Annotated in this window: 23 protein-coding genes and 3 pseudogenes; 20 read left to right on the top strand and 6 right to left on the bottom strand. The window is 62.1% G+C overall.

Annotated elements, in window-relative coordinates; all coding sequences use genetic code 11:
• Positions 1 to 250: 250 nt before the first annotated feature.
• From BCA01S_RS28765 to BCA01S_RS39190, 4 genes are all read left to right on the top strand, one after another.
• A complete protein-coding gene (locus BCA01S_RS28765; RefSeq protein WP_027779873.1) occupies positions 251 to 601 on the top strand; it encodes a DUF4148 domain-containing protein in 351 nt (116 codons plus the stop codon).
• 153 nt (positions 602 to 754) lie between these two features.
• Positions 755 to 1,480, top strand: coding sequence for an alpha/beta hydrolase (locus BCA01S_RS28760; protein WP_425176862.1), 726 nt, complete (start codon positions 755 to 757; stop codon positions 1,478 to 1,480).
• Positions 1,481 to 2,308: 828 nt separating this feature from the next.
• Complete coding sequence (locus tag BCA01S_RS39195; RefSeq protein WP_027779871.1) at positions 2,309 to 2,596, top strand: IclR family transcriptional regulator; 288 nt, start codon at positions 2,309 to 2,311, stop codon at positions 2,594 to 2,596.
• Positions 2,597 to 2,639: 43 nt separating this feature from the next.
• On the top strand, positions 2,640 to 2,906 hold the full coding sequence (locus BCA01S_RS39190) for an IclR family transcriptional regulator domain-containing protein (RefSeq protein ID WP_027779870.1): 267 nt from the start codon (positions 2,640 to 2,642) through the stop codon (positions 2,904 to 2,906).
• A 52-nt stretch (positions 2,907 to 2,958) separates the two neighbouring features.
• Here BCA01S_RS39190 and BCA01S_RS28735 read toward each other — a convergent pair whose 3' ends face one another.
• A complete protein-coding gene (locus BCA01S_RS28735; RefSeq protein ID WP_027779869.1) occupies positions 2,959 to 3,876 on the bottom strand; it encodes a LysR substrate-binding domain-containing protein in 918 nt (305 codons plus the stop codon).
• 101 nt (positions 3,877 to 3,977) lie between these two features.
• Here BCA01S_RS28735 and BCA01S_RS28730 point away from each other — a divergent pair, with 101 nt between their 5' ends.
• From BCA01S_RS28730 to BCA01S_RS28715, 4 genes are read left to right on the top strand one after another with little or no spacing between them, the layout of a single operon-like run.
• Positions 3,978 to 5,123: an NAD(P)/FAD-dependent oxidoreductase gene (locus BCA01S_RS28730; RefSeq protein ID WP_027779868.1), complete on the top strand. Its 1,146-nt coding sequence runs from the start codon at positions 3,978 to 3,980 to the stop codon at positions 5,121 to 5,123.
• Positions 5,107 to 5,409, top strand: coding sequence for a (2Fe-2S)-binding protein (locus BCA01S_RS28725; protein WP_042319701.1), 303 nt, complete (start codon positions 5,107 to 5,109; stop codon positions 5,407 to 5,409). Before BCA01S_RS28730 ends, BCA01S_RS28725 begins: the two co-directional genes overlap by 17 nt.
• Positions 5,406 to 6,866: an NAD(P)/FAD-dependent oxidoreductase gene (locus BCA01S_RS28720; protein WP_027779866.1), complete on the top strand. Its 1,461-nt coding sequence runs from the start codon at positions 5,406 to 5,408 to the stop codon at positions 6,864 to 6,866. The genes BCA01S_RS28725 and BCA01S_RS28720 overlap by 4 nt, the downstream gene beginning before the upstream one ends.
• Before the next feature lie 59 nt (positions 6,867 to 6,925).
• The gene (locus BCA01S_RS28715) at positions 6,926 to 7,720 is read left to right on the top strand and encodes an ABC transporter substrate-binding protein (RefSeq protein ID WP_027779865.1); all 795 of its coding nucleotides are present in this window, start codon (positions 6,926 to 6,928) and stop codon (positions 7,718 to 7,720) included.
• Positions 7,721 to 7,755: 35 nt separating this feature from the next.
• Here BCA01S_RS28715 and BCA01S_RS39550 read toward each other — a convergent pair.
• Positions 7,756 to 7,980: pseudogene (locus BCA01S_RS39550) on the bottom strand (DEAD/DEAH box helicase family protein); the annotation flags it as partial.
• A gap of 39 nt (positions 7,981 to 8,019) precedes the next feature.
• Here BCA01S_RS39550 and BCA01S_RS37415 point away from each other — a divergent pair.
• The 3 genes and pseudogenes from BCA01S_RS37415 to BCA01S_RS39180 all read left to right on the top strand — a co-directional run.
• Positions 8,020 to 8,184 (top strand): annotated as a pseudogene (locus BCA01S_RS37415) (MetQ/NlpA family ABC transporter substrate-binding protein); the annotation flags it as partial.
• Between the two features lie 40 nt (positions 8,185 to 8,224).
• Positions 8,225 to 8,440, top strand: a pseudogene (locus tag BCA01S_RS39185) (SDR family NAD(P)-dependent oxidoreductase); the annotation flags it as partial.
• Positions 8,441 to 8,544: 104 nt separating this feature from the next.
• Positions 8,545 to 8,757 carry a Rossmann-fold NAD(P)-binding domain-containing protein gene (locus BCA01S_RS39180; protein WP_027779862.1) on the top strand — a complete coding sequence of 71 codons (213 nt, stop codon included), beginning with the start codon at positions 8,545 to 8,547 and terminating at the stop codon, positions 8,755 to 8,757.
• Between the two features lie 115 nt (positions 8,758 to 8,872).
• On the opposite strand, the gene BCA01S_RS28695 is transcribed toward BCA01S_RS39180, so the two are convergent.
• Positions 8,873 to 9,838, bottom strand: a complete 966-nt coding sequence (locus tag BCA01S_RS28695) for a LysR family transcriptional regulator (protein ID WP_027779861.1) — start codon at positions 9,836 to 9,838, stop codon at positions 8,873 to 8,875.
• A 101-nt stretch (positions 9,839 to 9,939) separates the two neighbouring features.
• Between BCA01S_RS28695 and BCA01S_RS28690 the strand changes: the two genes are divergently transcribed.
• From BCA01S_RS28690 to BCA01S_RS28655, 8 genes are all read left to right on the top strand, one after another.
• Positions 9,940 to 10,674 (top strand): SDR family NAD(P)-dependent oxidoreductase, encoded by a 735-nt coding sequence (locus BCA01S_RS28690; protein ID WP_027779860.1) that lies wholly within the window; start codon positions 9,940 to 9,942, stop codon positions 10,672 to 10,674.
• A gap of 41 nt (positions 10,675 to 10,715) precedes the next feature.
• Entirely contained in the window at positions 10,716 to 11,483 is a 768-nt protein-coding gene (locus BCA01S_RS28685) for an SDR family NAD(P)-dependent oxidoreductase (protein WP_027779859.1), read from the top strand.
• A 26-nt stretch (positions 11,484 to 11,509) separates the two neighbouring features.
• Complete coding sequence (locus BCA01S_RS28680) at positions 11,510 to 12,109, top strand: NADPH-dependent F420 reductase (RefSeq protein WP_027779858.1); 600 nt, start codon at positions 11,510 to 11,512, stop codon at positions 12,107 to 12,109.
• Positions 12,110 to 12,166: 57 nt separating this feature from the next.
• Positions 12,167 to 12,568: a nuclear transport factor 2 family protein gene (locus tag BCA01S_RS28675; RefSeq protein ID WP_027779857.1), complete on the top strand. Its 402-nt coding sequence runs from the start codon at positions 12,167 to 12,169 to the stop codon at positions 12,566 to 12,568.
• 13 nt (positions 12,569 to 12,581) lie between these two features.
• Positions 12,582 to 12,755 (top strand): type 2 periplasmic-binding domain-containing protein, encoded by a 174-nt coding sequence (locus BCA01S_RS38145; RefSeq protein WP_174447096.1) that lies wholly within the window; start codon positions 12,582 to 12,584, stop codon positions 12,753 to 12,755.
• A 127-nt stretch (positions 12,756 to 12,882) separates the two neighbouring features.
• Entirely contained in the window at positions 12,883 to 13,443 is a 561-nt protein-coding gene (locus BCA01S_RS28665; protein WP_027779856.1) for a carboxymuconolactone decarboxylase family protein, read from the top strand.
• Between the two features lie 143 nt (positions 13,444 to 13,586).
• Positions 13,587 to 14,258 (top strand): peroxiredoxin-like family protein, encoded by a 672-nt coding sequence (locus BCA01S_RS28660; RefSeq protein WP_027779855.1) that lies wholly within the window; start codon positions 13,587 to 13,589, stop codon positions 14,256 to 14,258.
• 90 nt (positions 14,259 to 14,348) lie between these two features.
• Positions 14,349 to 15,065, top strand: a complete 717-nt coding sequence (locus BCA01S_RS28655) for an SDR family oxidoreductase (protein WP_027779854.1) — start codon at positions 14,349 to 14,351, stop codon at positions 15,063 to 15,065.
• Here the strand turns inward: BCA01S_RS28655 and BCA01S_RS28650 are convergent.
• Positions 15,042 to 15,974 carry a LysR family transcriptional regulator gene (locus BCA01S_RS28650; protein ID WP_027779853.1) on the bottom strand — a complete coding sequence of 311 codons (933 nt, stop codon included), beginning with the start codon at positions 15,972 to 15,974 and terminating at the stop codon, positions 15,042 to 15,044. The two genes, BCA01S_RS28655 and BCA01S_RS28650, sit on opposite strands and share 24 nt — an antisense overlap.
• Positions 15,975 to 16,219: 245 nt before the next feature.
• Positions 16,220 to 17,332 carry a hypothetical protein gene (locus tag BCA01S_RS36565; protein ID WP_027779852.1) on the bottom strand — a complete coding sequence of 371 codons (1,113 nt, stop codon included), beginning with the start codon at positions 17,330 to 17,332 and terminating at the stop codon, positions 16,220 to 16,222.
• Between the two features lie 253 nt (positions 17,333 to 17,585).
• Here BCA01S_RS36565 and BCA01S_RS28640 point away from each other — a divergent pair, with 253 nt between their 5' ends.
• Entirely contained in the window at positions 17,586 to 17,822 is a 237-nt protein-coding gene (locus BCA01S_RS28640) for a hypothetical protein (protein WP_027779851.1), read from the top strand.
• Positions 17,823 to 17,968: 146 nt separating this feature from the next.
• Here the strand turns inward: BCA01S_RS28640 and BCA01S_RS28635 are convergent, their stop codons facing one another.
• On the bottom strand, positions 17,969 to 19,480 hold the full coding sequence (locus BCA01S_RS28635) for an aldehyde dehydrogenase (protein ID WP_027779850.1): 1,512 nt from the start codon (positions 19,478 to 19,480) through the stop codon (positions 17,969 to 17,971).
• Positions 19,481 to 19,482 lie beyond the last annotated feature (2 nt).

The raw sequence follows: 19,482 nt of genomic DNA, 5'->3' as shown, positions 1-19,482 counted from the left end.
AAAAAACTTTGGAATAAACGTCGGGGCCCTGTGTTTGCCCCTATGTAGCCAGATGCAAACGCATTAATCCGGAACCTCACGAGAAGGAAGTTCGAAGGAACGAATACCGACCCGTGACACCGGAAAATTAAATAGTTAGGAATCCGATAGCAAATGCCGTTCGGCGGAAGTGATCCTGCCGGTCTGTGCAAAACGATTTTATCCGCGGCTTGCCGTCGCGAACCATTCAATTAATTAAGGAGTATTGATCATGTCGAAATTGTTCGTAAGCCTCGCTCTCGCCGTTTCCGCTCTCGGCGCTCCGGTACTCAGCTTCGCTCAAAGCAGCGCTCCGCTCACACGTGCGGAAGTTCGTGCGGATCTCGTTCGCGTCGAGCACGCTGGATATCGGCCTACCAGCGGTGACGATGTTAACTACCCGGCAGATGTCCAGGCAGCGGAAGCCAAAGTCGCAGCACAAAGCGATCAGCAACTGACGATGCAAGCCGTCGGCGGTGTCGCGCAAAGCGGCAGCTCGGCTTCAGGTGCTGCGTCGCATACCGCGATGCAATCTGCTTGCGTCGGCCCGGTCAGCTTCTGCAACGTCTACGCCGGTAGTTAAGTGCCGCAAGTTGGATCCTGTGGACCATGCAGTCATGCACAGGATCCCAACTGGCTATCTAATCGTTATCAATGGAGTTTCGCCGTGAAAATCTTGCCATTAGCTGCAACGGTTCTTTCCTTGTCTGCATGCCTGTTCGCATCCGCCAGCGCAATGGCGCAGGACACGCAACCCGCCAAAGCGCCGATCCGCAATATCGTTCTCGTTCATGGCGCGTGGGTCGACGGCTCGGGGTGGAGGCCGGTCTATGACATTCTGACCAAAGACGGCTACCACGTCACAATGGTGCAGGAGCCGCTGACCTCGCTCGATGACGACGTAGCCGCAGCGAAGCGGGTAATCGACATGCAGGACGGTCCCACCATTCTCGTCGCGCATAGCTATGGCGGCTCGGTGATCACCGAGGCCGGCGTCGATCCGAAAGTAGCAGGACTGGTGTACGTCGCGGCTCATGCGCCGGCAGTAGGCGAAGACGAAAGCGATCTCGGCAAGAAGATGCCCAGCTACACGTCGCAGCAGGCAGGCGCCATCAAGAAGACAGACGACGGTTACACCTATCTGAATCCCGCCGATTTCGCGAAAGATTTCGCAGCCGATCTGCCGCTCAAGGAAGCGGAGTTCGAGTCACGCGCGCAGATTCTCACGGCGGCCAAGGTCTTCTCCGAGCCGATGAAGGTCGCCGCCTGGACCATGAAGCCGAGTTGGGGCATCGTGGCGGCCGACGACAAGATCATCAATCCGGACCTCGAGCGCTTTTACTACCAGCGCGCGCATAGCCACACCACGGTACTGGCGGGTGCAAGCCACTCCGTGTATGAATCGCGTCCCAAGGAAGTCGCCGCGGTGATCGAAGACGCAGCGAAGCATGCGCAGCAGTGAAGATGTGTTAACGTCGGCGCGCGTCGCTGTGGCTGGAATGGTTGCCGGCTCGCGCACGCGCATCGAATGACCTTTGCTCCCCTCGTTCCTGTTAAGGCTAATGCCGACGTTGATCTACACCGACGCTTGTCGCAAGCATAGAACGGCTCTGGAATTCCTGTAACAGCCGCATCTTCCGACGTTCCGGTGTCTACCACGACATCCGCTGCGAAAGCCCGGCTTTTAAATCCGCCGCGTTATCAAGGTGCAGCGTCCGGAGGACAGCCTGGATGGCCAGTCAGCCTCAACGCCCAGTTTCTGGAGCCACGGCTCTTTCGGCAGTACCGAGCGCGACAGGAGTAAGCCTACTGTCGCGCCCGCCCGCCTCTCCATTCCTAGATAGAAGCCGAGCACACGTCTCCTGGCTACGTCGAGAGCCATGATAGCCATGGCTGACCGATAATCTGTCCATCCAGTTCGTCCAGGAGCAGGATGTCCATCTGCGCGTGACCGATCTGCACGATATCTAGCGGACGCCGGACCGCTGGACGTGCCGGAAGCGACCGCAGTGTCCGGGAGAACGGCCTGTGCTAAAACATCCTGCTCACGATATCAGCGCCACCGTCGAGCTATCGTCGACCTGCTCGGAGACGACGGACCTGCAACGCTACAGCGACGTTTCACCTCAAGCACAAGATCAGTCGCGGGATGTGCAAGTTGTCGCTTATCTGGGAGCCATTCGTGAACGGCCTCCTCGACGCCGCATTCGACGGCGGCGTCCAGGCTGCCGCCGGTCACCTTACCCAGTTATCTTGGATCGAGTGTGCCGGTGACCGGATCTGCTAGAAATTGATTCGGAAAGGCCAGACGAAAGACGACGACAAGGCGCAATTGCAACCTAGTCTTGAGATTCTCGAGGCTGTGTCGAAGAACCAGCCGGTCAGCGTCGGGGTGCTGGCACGCCTCCTCGATATGCCGAAGTCGAGCGTGCAGCGCGTGGGGCCGCGAATTCTCGACGTGCGGCCTGCCGCGCTGCGCGGCGGTGCGCTCTATACTGCCGCGCGGCGGCCGACGCGCGAGTTGGACAACCTTACCGACAAGACGGTTCGTCTGTCGGTGCCGGACAGCACCAACTAAACGGTCCTGATCGATCGTAAGGACCGCACGCAAACGGGTGCGCATGTTCAGTCCGATTGGCGATCTCAGTCTGTTTGACGCGACCGCGACGGGGTTGGCGGTACTGGCGTACATGAATGAAGCCGACGTCGACGGAATCCTGAGCCGTGATTTGCCCAAGTTCAGCGACACAACGCCATCCGATCCGAGCGAGATGCGTCTGGAACTCGAGCGCATCCGGCAACGCGGCTATTCGGTGAATCTCTCGCAGCACAGGGTTGACGCTGCGCAGAGCGCCCTAAGCTCCTTAACGCAGTTCCGCCTGCAATAGTGCTGACTCGATATGCCGACGCACGCGCAAGGACAGGCGCCGGAATCACCAGTTATTTTTCGCGGATATCAGCTATCGCGCGCTCGAACGCTTCCCGCATGGCTCCGCAAAACGTCTCTGCCACAAGCGAGAACGGCCGGGACCCATTGGTCACGATATAGAAATGATCCGGCACGGCGGGCGTGAATGGCCTGACGGCCACACGCTGCCGCGCAAATGCAGCGGTGACCGGATCGATCAGCGCGACCCCCGCGCCGTTCGCGACCAGCGCGACGATGGCTTGTGAGAGTTGCGCCTCGATCACGAGATCCCGCGCGACGCCTGCATCGACGAAAACGCGGTCAATAGCGCTGCGTGCATCGAAACTCTGCGGAAACGACACGAAGCGCTCGCCGCATAAATCCGCGGGAGTCAACGATGCCTTGCGCGCCAGCCGATGCCCGCGCGGCACGATGCAACGCATGACCGCATTTGCCAGGCGTTCGCTTTTGACGGCAGGATGCGGAATCGGCTCCGCGATCACGCCGACATCGCACTGTCCGGACGCGACTTTTTCCACGACCGTCGTCGCGCTATGCGTGAGCAGGCTGATGTCGATACCCGCATGCCGCTCCACGAACCGCGCGATCACCGCCGGTAGCAAATCGAGCGCCACGGCGGGTGACCCCGCGACGCGCAACGACCCGCGCCGCATTGCGCGTATCTGCCGCGCCGCCTGCGCGATGCGGTCCATGCCGACGAACGCGCGCTCCACCTCCTCCGACAACACGCGCGCTTCCGCCGTGGGCGTGAGCCGCCCCTGCTGACGATCGAACAGCACGAAGCCGACGCGGCTTTCCAGATCGGCGATAAGGCGGCTCACCGCAGGCTGCGAAATATGCAGCGACTCCGCGGCGCGGGTGACGGTGTGCCGAAGCATGACGGCGCGAAAGGCCTCGATCTGGCGAATCTTGAGTTCGGAAGTGTCCATAACATTGGATTATAGATGACCGACAAACTGGCATTTGACGCAGTTTTTTGCAGCGCCCAAAGTTCGGTTTCGACTCGTAAAACAGGCAGGAAACGCATTTCATGCAACATAAGCTGGCTCATAACACGGCACGCCGCTTCGACATCGTGATCGCGGGCGGAGGACTCGTCGGCATGGCCATCGCCTATGGGCTCGCCCGTGCAGGCAAGCGCGTGGCGGTATGCGACGGCGCGGACTCGGCGCATCGTGCGGCACGCGGCAATTTCGGGCTCGTCTGGGTACAAGGCAAGGGCGGCCGGTGCCTGCCCTACGCGCAGTGGTCGCGTGAATCGTCCGAGCGCTGGGGCGCATTCGCCGCGCAATTGCAGCGCAAGACCGGCGTCGATGCGGGCTTCGAGCGCCCCGGCGGCATCGAGTTGTGCGAAACCATCGAGCAGCTCGAGGCGGGCCAGCAATTGCTGGAGTCGATTCGCTCGCGCGACGCGTCGCTCACTTACGAGGTGCTCGACATCCATGCGCTGAAGGCGCGCGTGCCCTCGGCATCGGACAAACTGGCGGGCGCGCTGTACTCGCCGCATGACGGACACGCAAGTCCGCTCTATGCCTTGCGCGCGATGCAGCAGGCCTGCGCGCTCGCGGGCGGCACGTATCTGCCGCACCATGAAGTCCGCGAAATCCGACCCTACGTGGGCCGCTTCGAAATCGATACGCCGCACGGCACGCTGGAAGCCGAACGCGTCGTGCTGGCCGCAGGCCTCGACAACCAACGCCTTGCGCCGATGGTCGGCATGCTCGCGCCCATCACGCCCCTGCGCGGCCAGATCATGGTGACTGAGCGGCTCGCGCCCTTTCTCGACTATCCGACGCTCGTCGTGCGGCAGACGCCCGAAGGCTCCGTGCTACTCGGCGATTCGGCCGAAGCCGTCGGCTTCGACGACGGCCAGACGCGCGCCGTCATGGCCGACATTGCGCGTCGCGCACGCACCGCATTTCCGGTGCTCGGGCATGCGCGCATCGTGCGGGCGTGGGGCGCGCTTCGCATCATGACGCCGGACGGCCTGCCGGTCTACGAGGAATCGTCCACGCATCCCGGCGCGTTCCTCGCCATCTGCCATAGCGGCGTGACGCTCGCCGCCGCACACGCTGACGTGATCGCGCCGTGGATCGCGGGCGGCGCCCGGCCCGCAATACTTTATCCCTTCGTCACCACGCGTTTTTCGAATTCGACCGATGCCTACGTACTTTGAATCTCTCGTCACCTTGCCGGCGCCGACGGTGCGCATCGATATCGACGGCACGCACCGGCATGTGCCACAGCATTACACGGTCGCCGCGGCGTTGCTCGAAAGCGGCGCGCTCGCCTGCCGGACTACGCCCGTCAGCGGCGCGCCGCGCGGACCGTTCTGCATGATGGGCGTGTGCTTCGACTGCCTCGTCGAAGTCGACGGCGTGCCGAACATGCAGGCGTGCATGACGCGCGTCTGCGACGGCATGCGCGTACGCGCAATGTCGGGTAAGGCGAGGCTCGCATGATGCAGTGCCCCGCGCAATTGACGTGCGATCTACTGATCATCGGCGCGGGACCGGCGGGCATGTCTGCGGCGATCACGGCGCGCCGTGCGGGTCTCGATGTTATCGTCGCGGACGAAGGCGAAGCGCCCGGCGGACAGATTTATCGCAACGCCGCGCAGTCCCCGCTCAGGGACGCGCACATGCTCGGCGACGAGTATCTCGGCGGACGCACGCTGATTGCGGCTTTCGATGACAGCGGCGCGAAGCATCTGGCGCGCTGCGCCGTATGGCAGATCGCCTTTGAAAACCGCCGCGCCGTCGCGATGCTCACGCGACGCGCGCAACGTGCGGAACCCGGCTGCACGTTCGACATATCGGCGCGCGCGGTGCTCGTCGCGACCGGCGCGCAAGAGCGTCCGTGGCCGGTGCGCGGCTGGACGCTGCCGGGTGTGATGGGCATCGGCGCGGCGCAGACGCTGCTCAAGTCGTCGGGACTCGCACCATCGCAGGACGCCGTGCTCGCCGGTTGCGGACCGCTCCTGTGGTTGTTCGCATCGCAGTTGCTGAATGCGGGACGCCGCGTGCGCGCCATCATTGATACGACGCCGCACGATGCCTGGCGCGCCGCCTTGCCTCATGCGCTGCCCGCGCTCGCAGGCGCCGATTATCTGCTGAAGGGTCTGCGCATGATGCGCGCGGTAAAGCGCGCGGGCATCCCTATTCATCGCGGCGCGAGTGCGTTCTCGATCGAAGGCGAAGAGCGCGCTGAACGCGTGCATTTCACCGACGCACACGGCACGCATCGTTCGATCGACACCTCGCTCGTGCTGCTGCATCAGGGAGTGATTCCTTCGACGCAACTGCCCCGCTCGCTCGGTTGCGAGCACAAATGGGATGCTTCGTCGGCCTGCTGGCGCCCGCGCACCGATGCGCACGGACGCAGCACAGTCGAGCACATCTGGATTGCTGGCGACGGCGCGGACATCGGCGGCGCGAAAGTGGCTGCGCACGCGGGCGCGCTTGCGGCACTCGATATCTCGCGCGAACTCGGCGCGTTCGATGCCGCGTCGCGCGATGCACGCGGCCGTCGCGCGCGGCTCGCCATGAAACGACATCTCGCCGTGCGCCCGCTGCTCGATGCGCTCTACACGCCGCCTGCCAGGCTGCGCCGCCCCGCTGACGACATCATCGTGTGCCGTTGCGAGGAAGTCACCGCGGGCGAGATTCGCGCCATCGCGGCAATTGGCTGTCAGGGGCCGAACCAGATGAAGGCTTTTTCACGCTGCGGCATGGGGCCGTGTCAGGGCCGATGGTGTGGCGCGACGGTCGGCGAACTCATTGCGCAGGTGCAGGAACGCGCGGTCGGCGACGTCGGCTACTACCGCATTCGCGCGCCAATCAAACCCGTTACGGTCGACGAAATCGCCGGCTCCATCGCGCTCGGCGACGACTTCACCCGCGGCGAATTTCCCAGTTGATCCCATCCATTCCAGACGAAACGACACCACACACACCCAACCACACACGGAGCCTCTCTATGAAGACCACACGCGTAAAGACGATGTTGAGCGCCGCCCTGCTTGCCCTGATGGGCGCGAGCACGATGGCATCGGCCAAGGAGTGGAACACGATCCGCATCGGCATCGACCCGACGTACCCGCCGTTCGAATCGATCGCAAAAGACGGCACGGTCGTGGGCTTCGACGTCGACCTTGGCAATGCACTATGCGAGAAACTGAAGGCGAAGTGCGTGTGGGTGCAAAGCAGCTTCGACGGATTGATTCCCGGCCTTCAGGCGCGCAAGTTCGACGTGATCCTGTCGTCGATGGCGGCGAACGCCAGGCGTCGCGAACAGATCGACTTCACCACGCGGCTGTACCGCAACCAGACGCGCCTGATCGCGAAGGACAGCGCGCATCTGCTGCCTGAAGCGTCGAAGCTCGCGGGCAAACGCGTGGCGGTTGAGCAAGGCACGGTGCAGGAAACCTATGCCCGCGAGAAGTGGGCGTCGTCGGGTGTGGAAGTGGTCGCGTATCCGAGCTACGACCAGGCTTATGCCGATCTGACGGCAGGTCGCGTCGATGCGGTGCTGATGGACGCCGTGCAGGGCAAGCTGGGTTTTCTCGCAACGCCGGCCGGCAAGGGCTTCTCATTCGCAGGCAATGTGGTCTACGACGCGAAGATCATGGGTGACGGCGATGCGGCGGGCGTGCGCAAATCGGAGCCCCAACTGCGCGATGCGTTGAACGGTGCAATCGCTGAATTGCTCAAGGACGGCACGTATCGCAAGATCGAAGCCAAGTACTTCGATTTCGATATGTACGGAAAGTAACAACCGTTCCTTTTCGCGTATTGGCGCAGCCAGGTCTGGATTGTCTGGGAGAGCAGGCCAAGTGTCGGCGCGAGGACCAGCGTGTAGCGCGCGCCCATGCGTGCATCGATCTCCTGCTCAAGCAACGTCTTGCCTGTGCCGCAGGCTTTCACGACCGTCGCGCGCTCAGCGACTTCGAACTCGGCGCAAACGGCGTCGATCGCTGCAAGCTGATTTTCGCGCGGGCTGAGGCGTGCGGAAGAAATCGGAGGACGTGCCATTGGGCGTCTGACAGGAGTGACTCCCGACGATCCCACAGTCGCGGCGAGATCGTCGCCGACGTGATGCAGCACGAGGTCTATCTGAAGTCGTATAACGAGCGCAACGGGACCGACCTCGTCGGCGTGGTGCAGGTGCCGACGCCGCCCATGCGCCTCTATTCGAAGAAACATCGCGCGCTGGCCGACGTGAAGCCGCCCTCGCGCGACGTCGAATGAAACTGGATGCGAAGGCGTCGTTCGCTCGATGCGCCGGTTCGACAAATGCGACCAACCTGACCGGCTCGATGCAACTCATCCGCGCCGTCGTTCCACGTCTGCGCGAGCAAGGCGGCGGCGCATCGTGCAGGTCTCGTCAGAAGGCGGGCAGATCGCGTATCCAGGCTTCGGCGCGTATCACGCAACCAAGTGGGGCATCCAAGGCTTCGTGGAGGCCGTGGCGCAGGAAGTCGCGCCGTTCGGCATCGACTTCGTGATTGTGGAGCCAGGTCCGACGCGCACGAATTTCGGCGCGGGACTGGATGTCGCGGCGGCGCTGCCGTGTTATGCCGAACGCCCGTTGGTGACATGCGCCGCGCGCTCGACGGCGGCTACTTCGAATTTGCGGATGCCGCGAAGACCGTCGAGACGATGCTTGCCAACATCGACGAGCCGAATCCGCCGCAGCGTCTGGTGCTCGGCAAGCTCGCCTGCGAGCACATTCGTGACGCGATGACCAGGCGTCTCGCAAGCATCGAGGCGCAGAAGGCGATTGCGTTGTCTGTGATGGAAGACGCGTAACGGCGCAGCCCAGCAATATTGCGCCTCTTTTACTGAGGATCACGAACGATATAATTCATAAGGAGGCGCAAGCAAGTGATCCATCTTTACTATTGGACGGCTCCGCGTCCGGTGCTTACGCGCGGCGAACCACCGGAGATTTTTTGCCTTTGCGTGAGACGGCGCGCTGGCCGGCATCCTTCGAGGAGCGATGACAGCTGCCAAGGAGCTCCAACAGCCGTGTCTCGCATTCGGAAATCGAGTATCCGCGCCGCTGCGAGATCATGAACGTAAGCGGACGCATGTGCCATGCGCGCCGCTTAAGTTCGACAAGTGTTCCATTCGCGAGGTCGTCCTCAACCAGATGATGCGGCATGTGTCCCCAGCACAAGCTTCCCCTCAGCAGATCGTGCTTCGCGCCAAGGTCGTTCACCAGCCACTGGCGTTCACTGGCAACACCCTGTTGGGTCTTTTCCGCATCCGGCTGATTGTCGGTCACGACGAGCTGGATGTGCCGGCCAAATTCCTCTCGCGGGATGGACCCCGTGATTGCGGCCAGCGGATGTGATGGTGCGCAGACGGTCACCATTTGCGCTTCGCACAAATGCTGCCTTTCGATGGTCCCGGGGCTTAGCTCCGGCACGTCGGTGATCGTCACCGCCAAGGCGCACGTACCTTCGAAAACGAGACGTTCGCCGCCCTGCATGGTCGTCATGCGCAAATTGATTGCAACCGTCGGGAAGTCTGCCTGCAAGGTGCGCAGGCATTCGATCAGGTGCGTTCGCGGGAAATAGACATCGACGGCAAGCGACACTTGTGGCACGCCGGCTTCGGCAATCGAAACCGCGCGCATCTTCATTTCTTCGGTGCGTGAGATCACCCCACGAGCATCCGGCAGAAGGCTGCGGCCCGCGGCTGTAAGTGTCGCTCTGCGAGTGTTTCGCTCGAACAGCACCACATCAAACGCACCCTCAAGCGCGCTGATCGCGTGACTGATCGCCGACTGTGCGCGTCGCAACTCCCGTGCGGCTCCTGAAAAGCTACCCTGGTCACAGACGGCGACGAAGGCCCGGAGTTGATTGATGGTGACGTTGTCGAGCATGGCTATCTAAAAAGTAGATGGTTCAGATGCATATTTAGTCAATTGTCTTCATAGGTCAAGAGTTAGAGAATGGTCTTCTCCATTTTTGAAGGACGCACGACGTGAACAGACTGAATGGAAAGACCGCTGTGATTACCGGCGGCGCGACCGGCATTGGCCTCGCCGCAGCCAGGCGCTTCATTGACGAAGGCGCATTCGTCTTCATCTTCGGCCGCCGGCAGGAAGCGCTCGACGCCGCCGTGGCCGATCTCGGGCCCCATGCCCGCGCGGTAAAGGGTTCGGTCTCCGACGAGGCCGACCTCGACAGGCTCTACGCAGCGGTGAAGGCTGAGCGCGGCAGCCTCGACATCGTCTTCGCCAATGCCGGGGCAGGAAGCGCGCTTCCGCTCGGCCAGATTACCGCCGAGCACATCGACGAAACCTTCGATACCAATGTGAAGGGTGTGATCTTCACGGTCCAAAAAGCGCTGCCGCTGATGGGCGAAGGCGGGTCGATCATCCTGACGGGATCGAGCGCGGGCACCACGGGCGCTCCGGCAATGAGCGCTTATAGCGCGAGCAAGGCGGCCGTGCGCAACCTTGCGCGGACCTGGGCGGTGGATCTGAAGGGCACCGGCATCCGGATCAACGTGCTCTCGCCCGGAGCAACGGCGACCGAACTCGCGAAGGAAGCGCTCGGCGAGGAAGGTCAGAAGGTCTTCGCCTCGATGACTCCGCTGCAGCGCATGGCCGACCCTGCGGAGATCGGAGCGGCCGCTGCCTTTCTAGCGTCGTCGGACAGCAGCTTCATGACCGCCAGCGAGCTCGCCGTCGACGGTGGCCTCGCGCAAATCTGACGCGCGATCCAATCATCAACATATTCACGGAAGAAAATCAGATGGGACACTCTCTTGAAGGAAAAACTGCCCTCGTTACTGGGGCATCGCGAGGCATTGGCCGCGCCATTGCTGAACGTCTTGCAAAGGATGGCGCGACGGTCGCGCTGACCTATAACGCCAGCAAATCAGGTGCCGACGAGGTGGTCGCGGCGATCGAGAAAGCTGGGGGCACTGCGTTCGCGATCCACGCGGACCTCGTTGATGCGGCGGCCGTCCCGGCGCTGTTCGAGAAACTCGACGACGAGTTCACCCGGCGGACCGGAAGCAGAAGCCTCGACATTCTGGTCAACAACGCTGGAAATTCCGGCTGGTTGGGCTTCAAAGACGCGACGCCAGAAACCTGGGATACCTTAATGGCGGTCTATGCCCGCGCCCCGTTCTTCATTGTTCAAGCCGCTCTGGATCGTCTCGCCGATGGCGGACGCATCATCAACATTTCTTCCGCTGCCTCAACCAAGCCCGTGACAGCTGCGCCCGTCTACTCGATGGCGAAGGCGGCCATCAACAACCTGACGCATGCGCTCGCGTCCGAACTAGGGCCGCGCGGAATTTCTGTGAACGCCGTCGCGCCGGGCTACACGCGAACGGACGCGAACGCCGCGTTACGGGAAGATCCCGAAGTCGTCAAGGCGGCCGAGGCCAACATCGCGCTGGGACGCTTTGGCGAGCCTTCGGAAATCGCCGCCGTCGTGGCGTTCCTCGCTTCCGATGATGGCCACTGGGTGACCGGCCAGACAATCGAGGCAAGCGGCGGCTACAAACTCTGACCGCGCCGAAAACCGAAGGAGGAAATATGAGCTACGCAATTATTGGCTTCGGCAAGATCGGTCGTGCTCTTGCCAAGGCATTTGCTCGAAGCGGCATCGAAGTATCCGTTGCGACCACGCGCGACCCGGAGAGCTTCGCCTCCGATGCGGCATCGATCGGACCCACGATCGTCGCCCGGACACTGGCGGACGCCGTCATGGCGGACACGATATTTCTGGCAGTCCGTTTTGAGTCGTACCCGGAGGTTGCCAAGGCGCTTCCCACCTGGAAGGGAAAGACCATCGTCGATGTGACCAATGCCTACGGCGTGCCTCCTGAGGCCTTGGAGGGAATGCCTTCTTCCAAAGCCGTCGCGCAAGCCTTCCCCGGCGGTCGGCTGGTCAAGGGCTTCAATCATCTGCCTGCAACCGTCCTTGAAAAGGATCCCGCCGTCAATGGTGGAAGGAGAGTCGTGTTCCTCGCGAGCGATGATAACGGCGCCGCAGCAGAGGTTGGCGCGCTTGCAGAAAAGCTCGGTTTCTCGCCGATTACGCTCGGCGGGCTTTCCGAAGGAGGACTGCTAGTTCAGGCGCGTGGAAATAGCTGGGGTCAACTGATCTTTAAGGACCTCGTCATGTTCGGCTGATGTCGCCGGACTCCTCGCCCGCGTGCATGTGAGATGAATTGGAACCGGAGAACTTCGATGAGCATTGAAGAGAATGTCCAGGTCGTGAAAGATTTCTTTGCAGCAATCAGCGGCGGCGATCAGCAACGTCTGCTGAAGTTGTGTGCCGAAGATATCGAGTGGATCATTCCGGGCGACAACTGGCCGCTGGCCGGTACGCGCCGGGGGCATGCAGGACTAGCGGATCTGCTTCAGACGCAATCCGAAACGGTGGAAACTTCGTTGACGCAACCGAGTGAATTCGTCGCGCAGGGAGACCGGGTTCTGGTCATCGGCTTCGCCAAGGGAAGAATCATAGCCACCAATAAAACGTTCGAGGACGATTGGGTGTTCGCCATTACCGTTCGAAACGGCAAAGTGTCGAAGATCCGCGAGTATATCGACACGCAGGCGTTGGCACGGGCTTCGGTACCGGAATGAGCGCCAGGGGTCATTGCTCGCGCAGATAGTCGTACCGGTGCGCGAGCCATCGCGCACCGGACGGCTAGACCTTGTCGAGCCGCGTTCGCGCATCCGCGTCGCCGATCTCGGGATCATTCTCGACGCCGTGGTGTCGGGCCGCGGGATAGCGTGGTTGCCGGCCATCGCCGACCAGTCGCAGTCATAACCCAGTCGCGACCGCATAGCCACCGCTTTATGCCTTCCAGGAATGACTGTTATCGACGGCGCCTGCCTTCTTGGAAAAGGCACTGACCTCGATCATTTGCTCACCGTCAACCAACAGGAAAAAACCGATGAGCAACTTCCAAACCTACACGATCGATAACGCACCGGCCGCTTCGAAGGCCGGCCTCGAGGACACGAAGCGCGCCTTTGGCTTCGTGCCCAACCTTCAGGCGCACATGGCGGAATCGCCCGCACTGCTGGCCGGTTACTCGGCGCTGTGGGACCTGTTCTCCAAAAGCACGCTGACGCCGCACGAACAGCAGGTCGTCTACCTGACCTCGAACTTCGAGAACAACTGCCACTACTGCATGGCCGGTCACAGCACGCTGGCAAAGATGATCAGGATGGACGCAGGCGTGATCGCCGCGCTGCGCGCCGGCACGCCGCTGCCCGATGCAAAGCTCGAAGCGCTGCATCGCTTCACGACGCTCGTAGTGCGCGAACGTGGCTTTGTCGCGGACGCCGATGTCGACGCGTTTCTCGCCGCCGGTTACACCCGTCAGAACGTCCTCGAAGTGATTCTTGGCGTAGCGACCAAGGTGCTGAGCAACTACACCAATCATATCGTCCACACCGAACTCGACAGCTTCATGGCCGGTAACGAGTGGACCAGGCCGGTCGCTGCCTAAGCCGTCTCGAGGAGCCCCTCGCGGCTCCCGTCCGACCCGATACCGAAGCTCAAATACACGCGCATCGCAGCCGCGCCGAACGCAGCCTGAATCTACGGCCACCCGGTTCCTGAATTTCATTATTCCTCTCACGGAGAACACTCATGTCACTGCAAGACAAACTCGATGCATTCCGGGCCGACTTCAAGGCAGGCAAACCGCCGTTCAACGCACCGCCGGAGATTCACCCGGTAATGGAACGCGCTACGGCAGAACTGATAGCAAGCGGACAGGCGAGCCGTGCGATCAAGGCGGGCGACCGCGCGCCGCATTTCAGCCTGAAAGATCAGGACGGCAACGACGTGTCGTCCGCTGCGTTGCTAGTGAAGGGCCCGCTGGTGGTGACGTTCTATCGCGGCGTCTGGTGCCCGTACTGCAATATCGAACTGCAGGCGATCAACGAAGTGCTGCCGCAGATTCAGGCCTATGGCGCGAACGTCGTGGCGATCTCGCCGCAAACTGCGGTCAATAGCCGAAAGTCGGTGCGCGCCAACGAACTGGGCTTCCCCGTGCTGAGCGATGTGAATGGGCAGACAGGCGCCGACTTCGGATTGCGCTTCGCGTTGCCCCACTATCTGGTCGAGTTGTACAAGAACCTGAGGAACGATCTGCCGGCGTTCAATAACGATCCGGGCTGGACCTTGCCGATGCCCGCGCGCTACGTCATCGGGCAGGATGGGATCGTGCTGTATTCGGAGGTCAACCCTGACTACACGCGTCGTCCGGACCCGTCGGACATGTTCCCGGTTCTGGAAAAAGCGACCGCCAGCGCCTGACCCTTACCGCTTAACGCCCAGAGATCACCACGCCGTGCCGGAGAACCGCGCGCGGCTTTTCGAATCCTTGCGGTTCATAAAGGACATGTGATGACGCAACGTACATTTCTCATAACCGGCGCGACCAAAGGCATAGGTCTTGCGCTAACAGAACGCCTGATTAAGGTCGGCCATCGTGTCGTTGGACTCGCGCGCGAAGCAAGCGATTTTCCGGGCGAACTGATTCGCGTCGATCTGGCCGACCGTGCCGCAACCGATGCAGTGCTCGATGACCTCGTGCGCCGTCATGCATTCGATGGGGTAGTGAACAACGTCGCGCTAGTCAGACCGCAGCGTCTGGGTGAAGTCGCGTTAAACGATCTCGACGACGTTCTCGCGCTGAATCTTCACCCTGCCGTGCAGACCGTGCAAGCACTGCTTCCCGGCATGCGGGCACGCGGCTGGGGACGCGTCGTGAACATTTCGAGCCTGACGATTCTGGGCATGACCCAGCGCACGGCCTATGCAGCAGCGAAAGCAGCGTTGGTGAGTTTTGCGCGTTCGTGGGCGCTGGAACTGGCGGGCACGGGCATTACGGTGAACGCGGTCGCGCCGGGTCCGACGGAGACCGCGCTGTTTCGCGCGAACAATCCGCCGGGCAGCGAGGGCGAGAAGCGCTATCTGTCCGCAGTGCCGATGGGTCGCTTCGGCCAGCCCCATGAAATTGCCGCGACGATCGAGTTTCTGCTTTCCGACGAGGCCGCCTTCATGACGGGTCAAACGCTTTACGTCGACGGCGGAGCGTCAATCGGCAAGCTCGCTTTCTGAGGGTGCGCCGCCGATGCCGCTGCCAGCGGCACCGAGTGTTTCTTCGACGAAGGCGACGAACGCTCGCGCCTTCGCACTCACGAGCCGTCCAGCCGGGAAAACCGCCCACAGGTCGATCGAGGGCAATTCCCAGTCGGTCAGTACCGCTTGAACCGAGCCATCGGCAAGTTCCGGCGAGAACATCCATTCCGACGCAATTGCAAGGCCTAGTCCGCCCAGCAACGTGGTACGCATCCCTTCGGCGGCGCTGACGCTGACGCGCCCCGACACGACTACCGCCACTTCCTTGCCGTGCTGGCTGAACGCCCACGACTCCCCGCCGCCTCGCAACGAGTACACGATGACCTGATGCTGACTGAGGTCCGCGGGCGTCTTCGGCACGCCCGCTTCGGCGAGATAGGCAGGCGTTCCGACAACCAGCCGACGGCTTTGCGCAATGCGGCGTGCCGTCATCGTCGAATCATCGAGCGATCCCATGCGCAGTGCAACGTCCACGCCTTTTTCGAGCAGGTCGATGCTGCGATCGTCCAGCACGATATCGATCTGCAGATTCGGATGCCGGTCCAGAAACGTTTTGAGCGCAGGCAGGATATGCAGGCGCGCGAAGGTCACAGCGGCACTGATGCGCAGCACCCCGGATAGTCCGGTCGACGCGTCGCGCGCGACCTGCTCGGCGAGATCCACCTCTTCGATTGCGCGTCTCGCGTGCTCGTAAAAGCGCTGACCCGCATCGGTTGGCGTAAGGCCGCGCGTCGAGCGCAACAGGAGTCGCACGCCGAGTCGCTCCTCGAGTTGCGCGATCGACTTCGAGACGGCCGGTTGCCCCAGTTTGAGCCGCTTTGCGGCTGCCGAGAACGAGCCCGCCTCCACGACGCTGACGTACGTTTCCATTGCTGCCATCCGGTCCATTCGGCTGCTTCCCCTTGAAGGACGATAAAGTCCGTGTCGTGGCTGAGATGTGTTCAGCCGGAAGTCTAGCGCGTCAGAACATGGGGTCGATGAAATTGCCGGTGACCAGTTTTTGTGATCTGGGTTCGATTCACGAAGACAATTCGCAAAAGAGTCGGCCCCGCCGCAGGCAATCCTGCGGCGGGGCCGGTTGGCGATGCGTGCAGTCCGGTTCAGATGACCGGCGCTGCTTTATGCCTCACTGCTTACTCATTCGGCGTCGTGCTTTGCGGGTCCGCCGGTGTGGCGGGATCGGGACTCTGAAGCGCCGGTGCATAGAGAATGACGTTGGGCAGCCGTGGGTTGGCCGTGTTGGTGCTATCCCGCACGCGCGACTGGATGGTCGTGTTATCCGTCACGCCCCAGAAGTTGTTGGTGAAGTCCAGAGAGCGAAGCGTGGACGCGTTATAAGTGCCGTGAGACTCGATCACGAGACGATTCCCATTCGGTGAATCCTTCTTGAAGAGGAACGAGTTGCGTTGCGCAACGCCGGTGGGCGCCTGTCCATTGGCGGGGAACGCGTCGATCAACACGAGTGGGTCGACCATGTTGATGAACAGATTGTTTTGCACGAAGACCGACGGATCGAAAGCGAAGGCCGCGGAGTCCACGAACGTGTTGCCTTTCACGGTCGAGGACCTGCTCAAGCGCGGGTAGCCGTTCGTGCCGGCTTCATAAGTCGTCACCCCATTGCGAACAATTGGCGTCACGTTCATGTGCGTGGCCTGGCTGTATGTCATCGAGAACGGTGCGGCGTCGTTGATCTGCACGAACGCGTCCTGCAACACCGCATGCGTGATGCTGACCGTGCCGTTACCCGCGTCCTGTCCCAGCGACGTGTTAGCAGCCGTCACGCCCAGCAGTTGGACCGGACCCTGGCTTCCCACGTTGAGCGTGCCCGCCACGTTGATGATGCCTTTTGTCGGAATGGTACCCACACAATCGGCCGTGCACGGCACTGAGCGGTAAGTCTCCACGATCGTGTTATCGGGGATCGTCAACGTGACGCCCGGCGCGACTCGCACCGTGCCGGCGATGAAATACGGAGAGCCGCTCGCCGGCCACGTGGTATCCGCGGTGATGACGGTTCCGTCGGGAATGACCGTCTTCGGCTGCACGTAGACATACCCCGTGACGAGATTGCCGCTTGCGTCGGTGCAGACTTTCGTGGGGTCAGTCGTGTACGGACCGCCGGTACATGTCTTGGGACTCGTGGACGAAGGTGCCGCCGATGCCGTGGTGGCGCTGTTGCCGCCTCCCCCACCGCCGCCACAGGCCGCGAGCAGAAGGGCAAAGAGTAAGCCTGGATATTTTTTCATTTGAAGGTCCCCGTATCGCGCTTATCGTTTTCGAATGTCACTGGTGTGTACACATCAGCGATTCGTGCGACGGATCTTCACATGCCGCGCCTGCGCCAACTGCGGTCTGGGACACAAAACATCGCGATTGGCGATGTCACTGCCTGAACCGCCTCGCGCGACTTTCAGGCACTGCATATGCTCTCTTTCGCCTGCGGCGCGGTGACGGTCGCTTCGCCCCAGCGACGGGGGTCAACTATCCAAGGAGCAAAACATGCGAGGCATTCAATCGATACTTGTACTTCTGGCCGCGTTGGCCGTTTCCGGCACGGCGAGCGCGCAAGCAGGCGGCAACGGCAACGGCGGATCGGGCGGCGGCAACGCGCACGGCGCAGCGACGGCGGGCCCGACTGCCGGCGGAGACAACACGTCCGCGCCGACAAGTACCCACTCGAGCCATCATCATTCGCACAAGCACGGCAAGCATCAGAAGCAGCCAGACACGCAGTAATGCGACGCACAGCGGGCGTCACTACGACGGCATGGCGACGCCCGCCCCAGCCGATTCCGACGATGCAACGGTTCGCCACGGCCAATGGGAAGGATTGGTTGCAATCCTCCGTGGCGGCTCGTTTTCCGATAGTTTCGCCGCTTAGCTCAGTTAAGCCGCTTCAGTTCGCCATCGTCCGCATACCAGTCCACTGTCTTGCCGGATGTGTTGATCGTCACCGCGCGAGGCTCGCTGAACTGGTCGAACGACTCGATGCCCGTTTCGCGGCCCACGCCGCTGTTCTTGAATCCGCCCCACGGCGACGCCGGGTCGAGGCGATGATGGTCGTTCACCCACACCATGCCGAACTCCAGCCTGCCGGCGACGCGATGCGCCCGCGCGACGTCCTGCGTCCAGATCGAAGCGGCGAGGCCGAACGGCGTATCGTTGGCAATACGGATCGCATCGGCTTCGTCTTCGAACGGCATGACGACCGTCACGGGCCCGAACACCTCGTCCTGGCCGATCTCCGAGTGCGGGTCCGCATCGTAGACGACGGTCGGCTGAAGAAAGTACCCCGACGTCAATTCTTGAGGCACGCGTCCGCCCGTCAATAGCTTTGCGCCCGCCTGCTGCGCGCGTTCGAGCATCGCGAGAATGCGTTGACGCGAGCGCTCGGAAATCACAGGACCCAGTTGGGTCTTCGCATCCGTCGGATCGCCCACGCGGATACGCTCGACCTTCGCGCGGAAACGTTCGAGGAAGGCCGCGTACATCGATTTCTGCACGAGGATGCGCGCCCCGCAGACACAGGTCTGCCCAGCGCCGATGAAAGCGGCGAACGCCGCGCCGTTCACTGCGCGCTCGATATCGAAGTCATCGAATAAGATCACCGCGCCCTTGCCGCCCAGTTCCAGCGTGGTCAGCACGAAATTACGCGCGGCAGCCTCGCCGATCGAGCGCCCCACTTCCGTGCCTCCCGTGAATACCACCTTCCTGATCAGCGGATGTTGGGCGAGCGCTGCGCCCGCTACGCGCCCTTCGCCGTTCACAACGTTGACGACGCCTTTGGGAACGCCCGCGTCCTGCAACAGCTTCACGAGCCGCACGGTCGTCAGCGGCGTCTGTTCCGACGCCTTGATGACGACGCTGTTGCCCGTCGCGAGCGCGGGAGCGAGACTCTTCGAGAGAATCATCAACGGATGATTGAACGATGTCATCAGCGCGACGACACCCAGCGGTACGCGCTGCGTGTAACAGAGGTACGGCCCTTCGATCGGAATCACGTCGCTGCGGCGCGTGAGCGCGAGCGCCGCGAAGTAGCGGTAGAACTGCGGCAAGCGTGAAATCTGTGCGCGCGTTTCGGCAATGGGACGGCCGTTATTCAACGTTTCGAGCTTGTAGAACTGTTCGAGATCGGCTTCGAACAGATCGGCAAAACGGTTCAGAATGCGCGCGCGCTGCTGGATCGACATGTCGCGCCACGCACCGCCTTCGAATGCGCGATGACCGGCTTGCACGGCCCGATCCACATCGCGAGCGGAAGCCGACGCGAGCGCGCCGATCACTTCGCCCGTCGCGGGATTCACAATGTCTAGGGTGCGGCCGTCTTCAGCATCCGTCCATTCGCCGCCAATCAACAATTGCGCGTCGTAGCGCTGCGGGTTGCCTGTATTCATTG

Origin of the sequence: Paraburkholderia caledonica NBRC 102488 (assembly GCF_000685095.1) — a bacterium.
GTDB classification, from domain to species: Bacteria; Pseudomonadota; Gammaproteobacteria; order Burkholderiales; family Burkholderiaceae; genus Paraburkholderia; species Paraburkholderia caledonica.
This window is presented reverse-complemented; position numbering and strand designations above follow the sequence as displayed.

Excerpts from the sequence above, each read along its gene's own strand:
- BCA01S_RS28765 (WP_027779873.1), top strand. The coding sequence starts at position 251 with ATGTCGAAATTGTTCGTAAGCCTCGCTCTCGCCGTTTCCGCTCTCGGC.
- BCA01S_RS28760 (WP_425176862.1), top strand. The coding sequence starts at position 755 with ATGGCGCAGGACACGCAACCCGCCAAAGCGCCGATCCGCAATATCGTT.
- BCA01S_RS39190 (WP_027779870.1), top strand. The coding sequence starts at position 2,640 with ATGTTCAGTCCGATTGGCGATCTCAGTCTGTTTGACGCGACCGCGACG.
- BCA01S_RS28735 (WP_027779869.1), bottom strand. The coding sequence starts at position 3,876 with ATGGACACTTCCGAACTCAAGATTCGCCAGATCGAGGCCTTTCGCGCC.
- BCA01S_RS28730 (WP_027779868.1), top strand. The coding sequence starts at position 3,978 with ATGCAACATAAGCTGGCTCATAACACGGCACGCCGCTTCGACATCGTG.
- BCA01S_RS28725 (WP_042319701.1), top strand. The coding sequence starts at position 5,107 with ATGCCTACGTACTTTGAATCTCTCGTCACCTTGCCGGCGCCGACGGTG.
- BCA01S_RS28720 (WP_027779866.1), top strand. The coding sequence starts at position 5,406 with ATGATGCAGTGCCCCGCGCAATTGACGTGCGATCTACTGATCATCGGC.
- BCA01S_RS28715 (WP_027779865.1), top strand. The coding sequence starts at position 6,926 with ATGAAGACCACACGCGTAAAGACGATGTTGAGCGCCGCCCTGCTTGCC.
- BCA01S_RS39180 (WP_027779862.1), top strand. The coding sequence starts at position 8,545 with ATGCGCCGCGCGCTCGACGGCGGCTACTTCGAATTTGCGGATGCCGCG.
- BCA01S_RS28695 (WP_027779861.1), bottom strand. The coding sequence starts at position 9,838 with ATGCTCGACAACGTCACCATCAATCAACTCCGGGCCTTCGTCGCCGTC.
- BCA01S_RS28685 (WP_027779859.1), top strand. The coding sequence starts at position 10,716 with ATGGGACACTCTCTTGAAGGAAAAACTGCCCTCGTTACTGGGGCATCG.
- BCA01S_RS28680 (WP_027779858.1), top strand. The coding sequence starts at position 11,510 with ATGAGCTACGCAATTATTGGCTTCGGCAAGATCGGTCGTGCTCTTGCC.
- BCA01S_RS28675 (WP_027779857.1), top strand. The coding sequence starts at position 12,167 with ATGAGCATTGAAGAGAATGTCCAGGTCGTGAAAGATTTCTTTGCAGCA.
- BCA01S_RS28665 (WP_027779856.1), top strand. The coding sequence starts at position 12,883 with ATGAGCAACTTCCAAACCTACACGATCGATAACGCACCGGCCGCTTCG.
- BCA01S_RS28660 (WP_027779855.1), top strand. The coding sequence starts at position 13,587 with ATGTCACTGCAAGACAAACTCGATGCATTCCGGGCCGACTTCAAGGCA.
- BCA01S_RS28655 (WP_027779854.1), top strand. The coding sequence starts at position 14,349 with ATGACGCAACGTACATTTCTCATAACCGGCGCGACCAAAGGCATAGGT.
- BCA01S_RS28650 (WP_027779853.1), bottom strand. The coding sequence starts at position 15,974 with ATGGACCGGATGGCAGCAATGGAAACGTACGTCAGCGTCGTGGAGGCG.
- BCA01S_RS36565 (WP_027779852.1), bottom strand. The coding sequence starts at position 17,332 with ATGAAAAAATATCCAGGCTTACTCTTTGCCCTTCTGCTCGCGGCCTGT.
- BCA01S_RS28640 (WP_027779851.1), top strand. The coding sequence starts at position 17,586 with ATGCGAGGCATTCAATCGATACTTGTACTTCTGGCCGCGTTGGCCGTT.
- BCA01S_RS28635 (WP_027779850.1), bottom strand. The coding sequence starts at position 19,480 with ATGAATACAGGCAACCCGCAGCGCTACGACGCGCAATTGTTGATTGGC.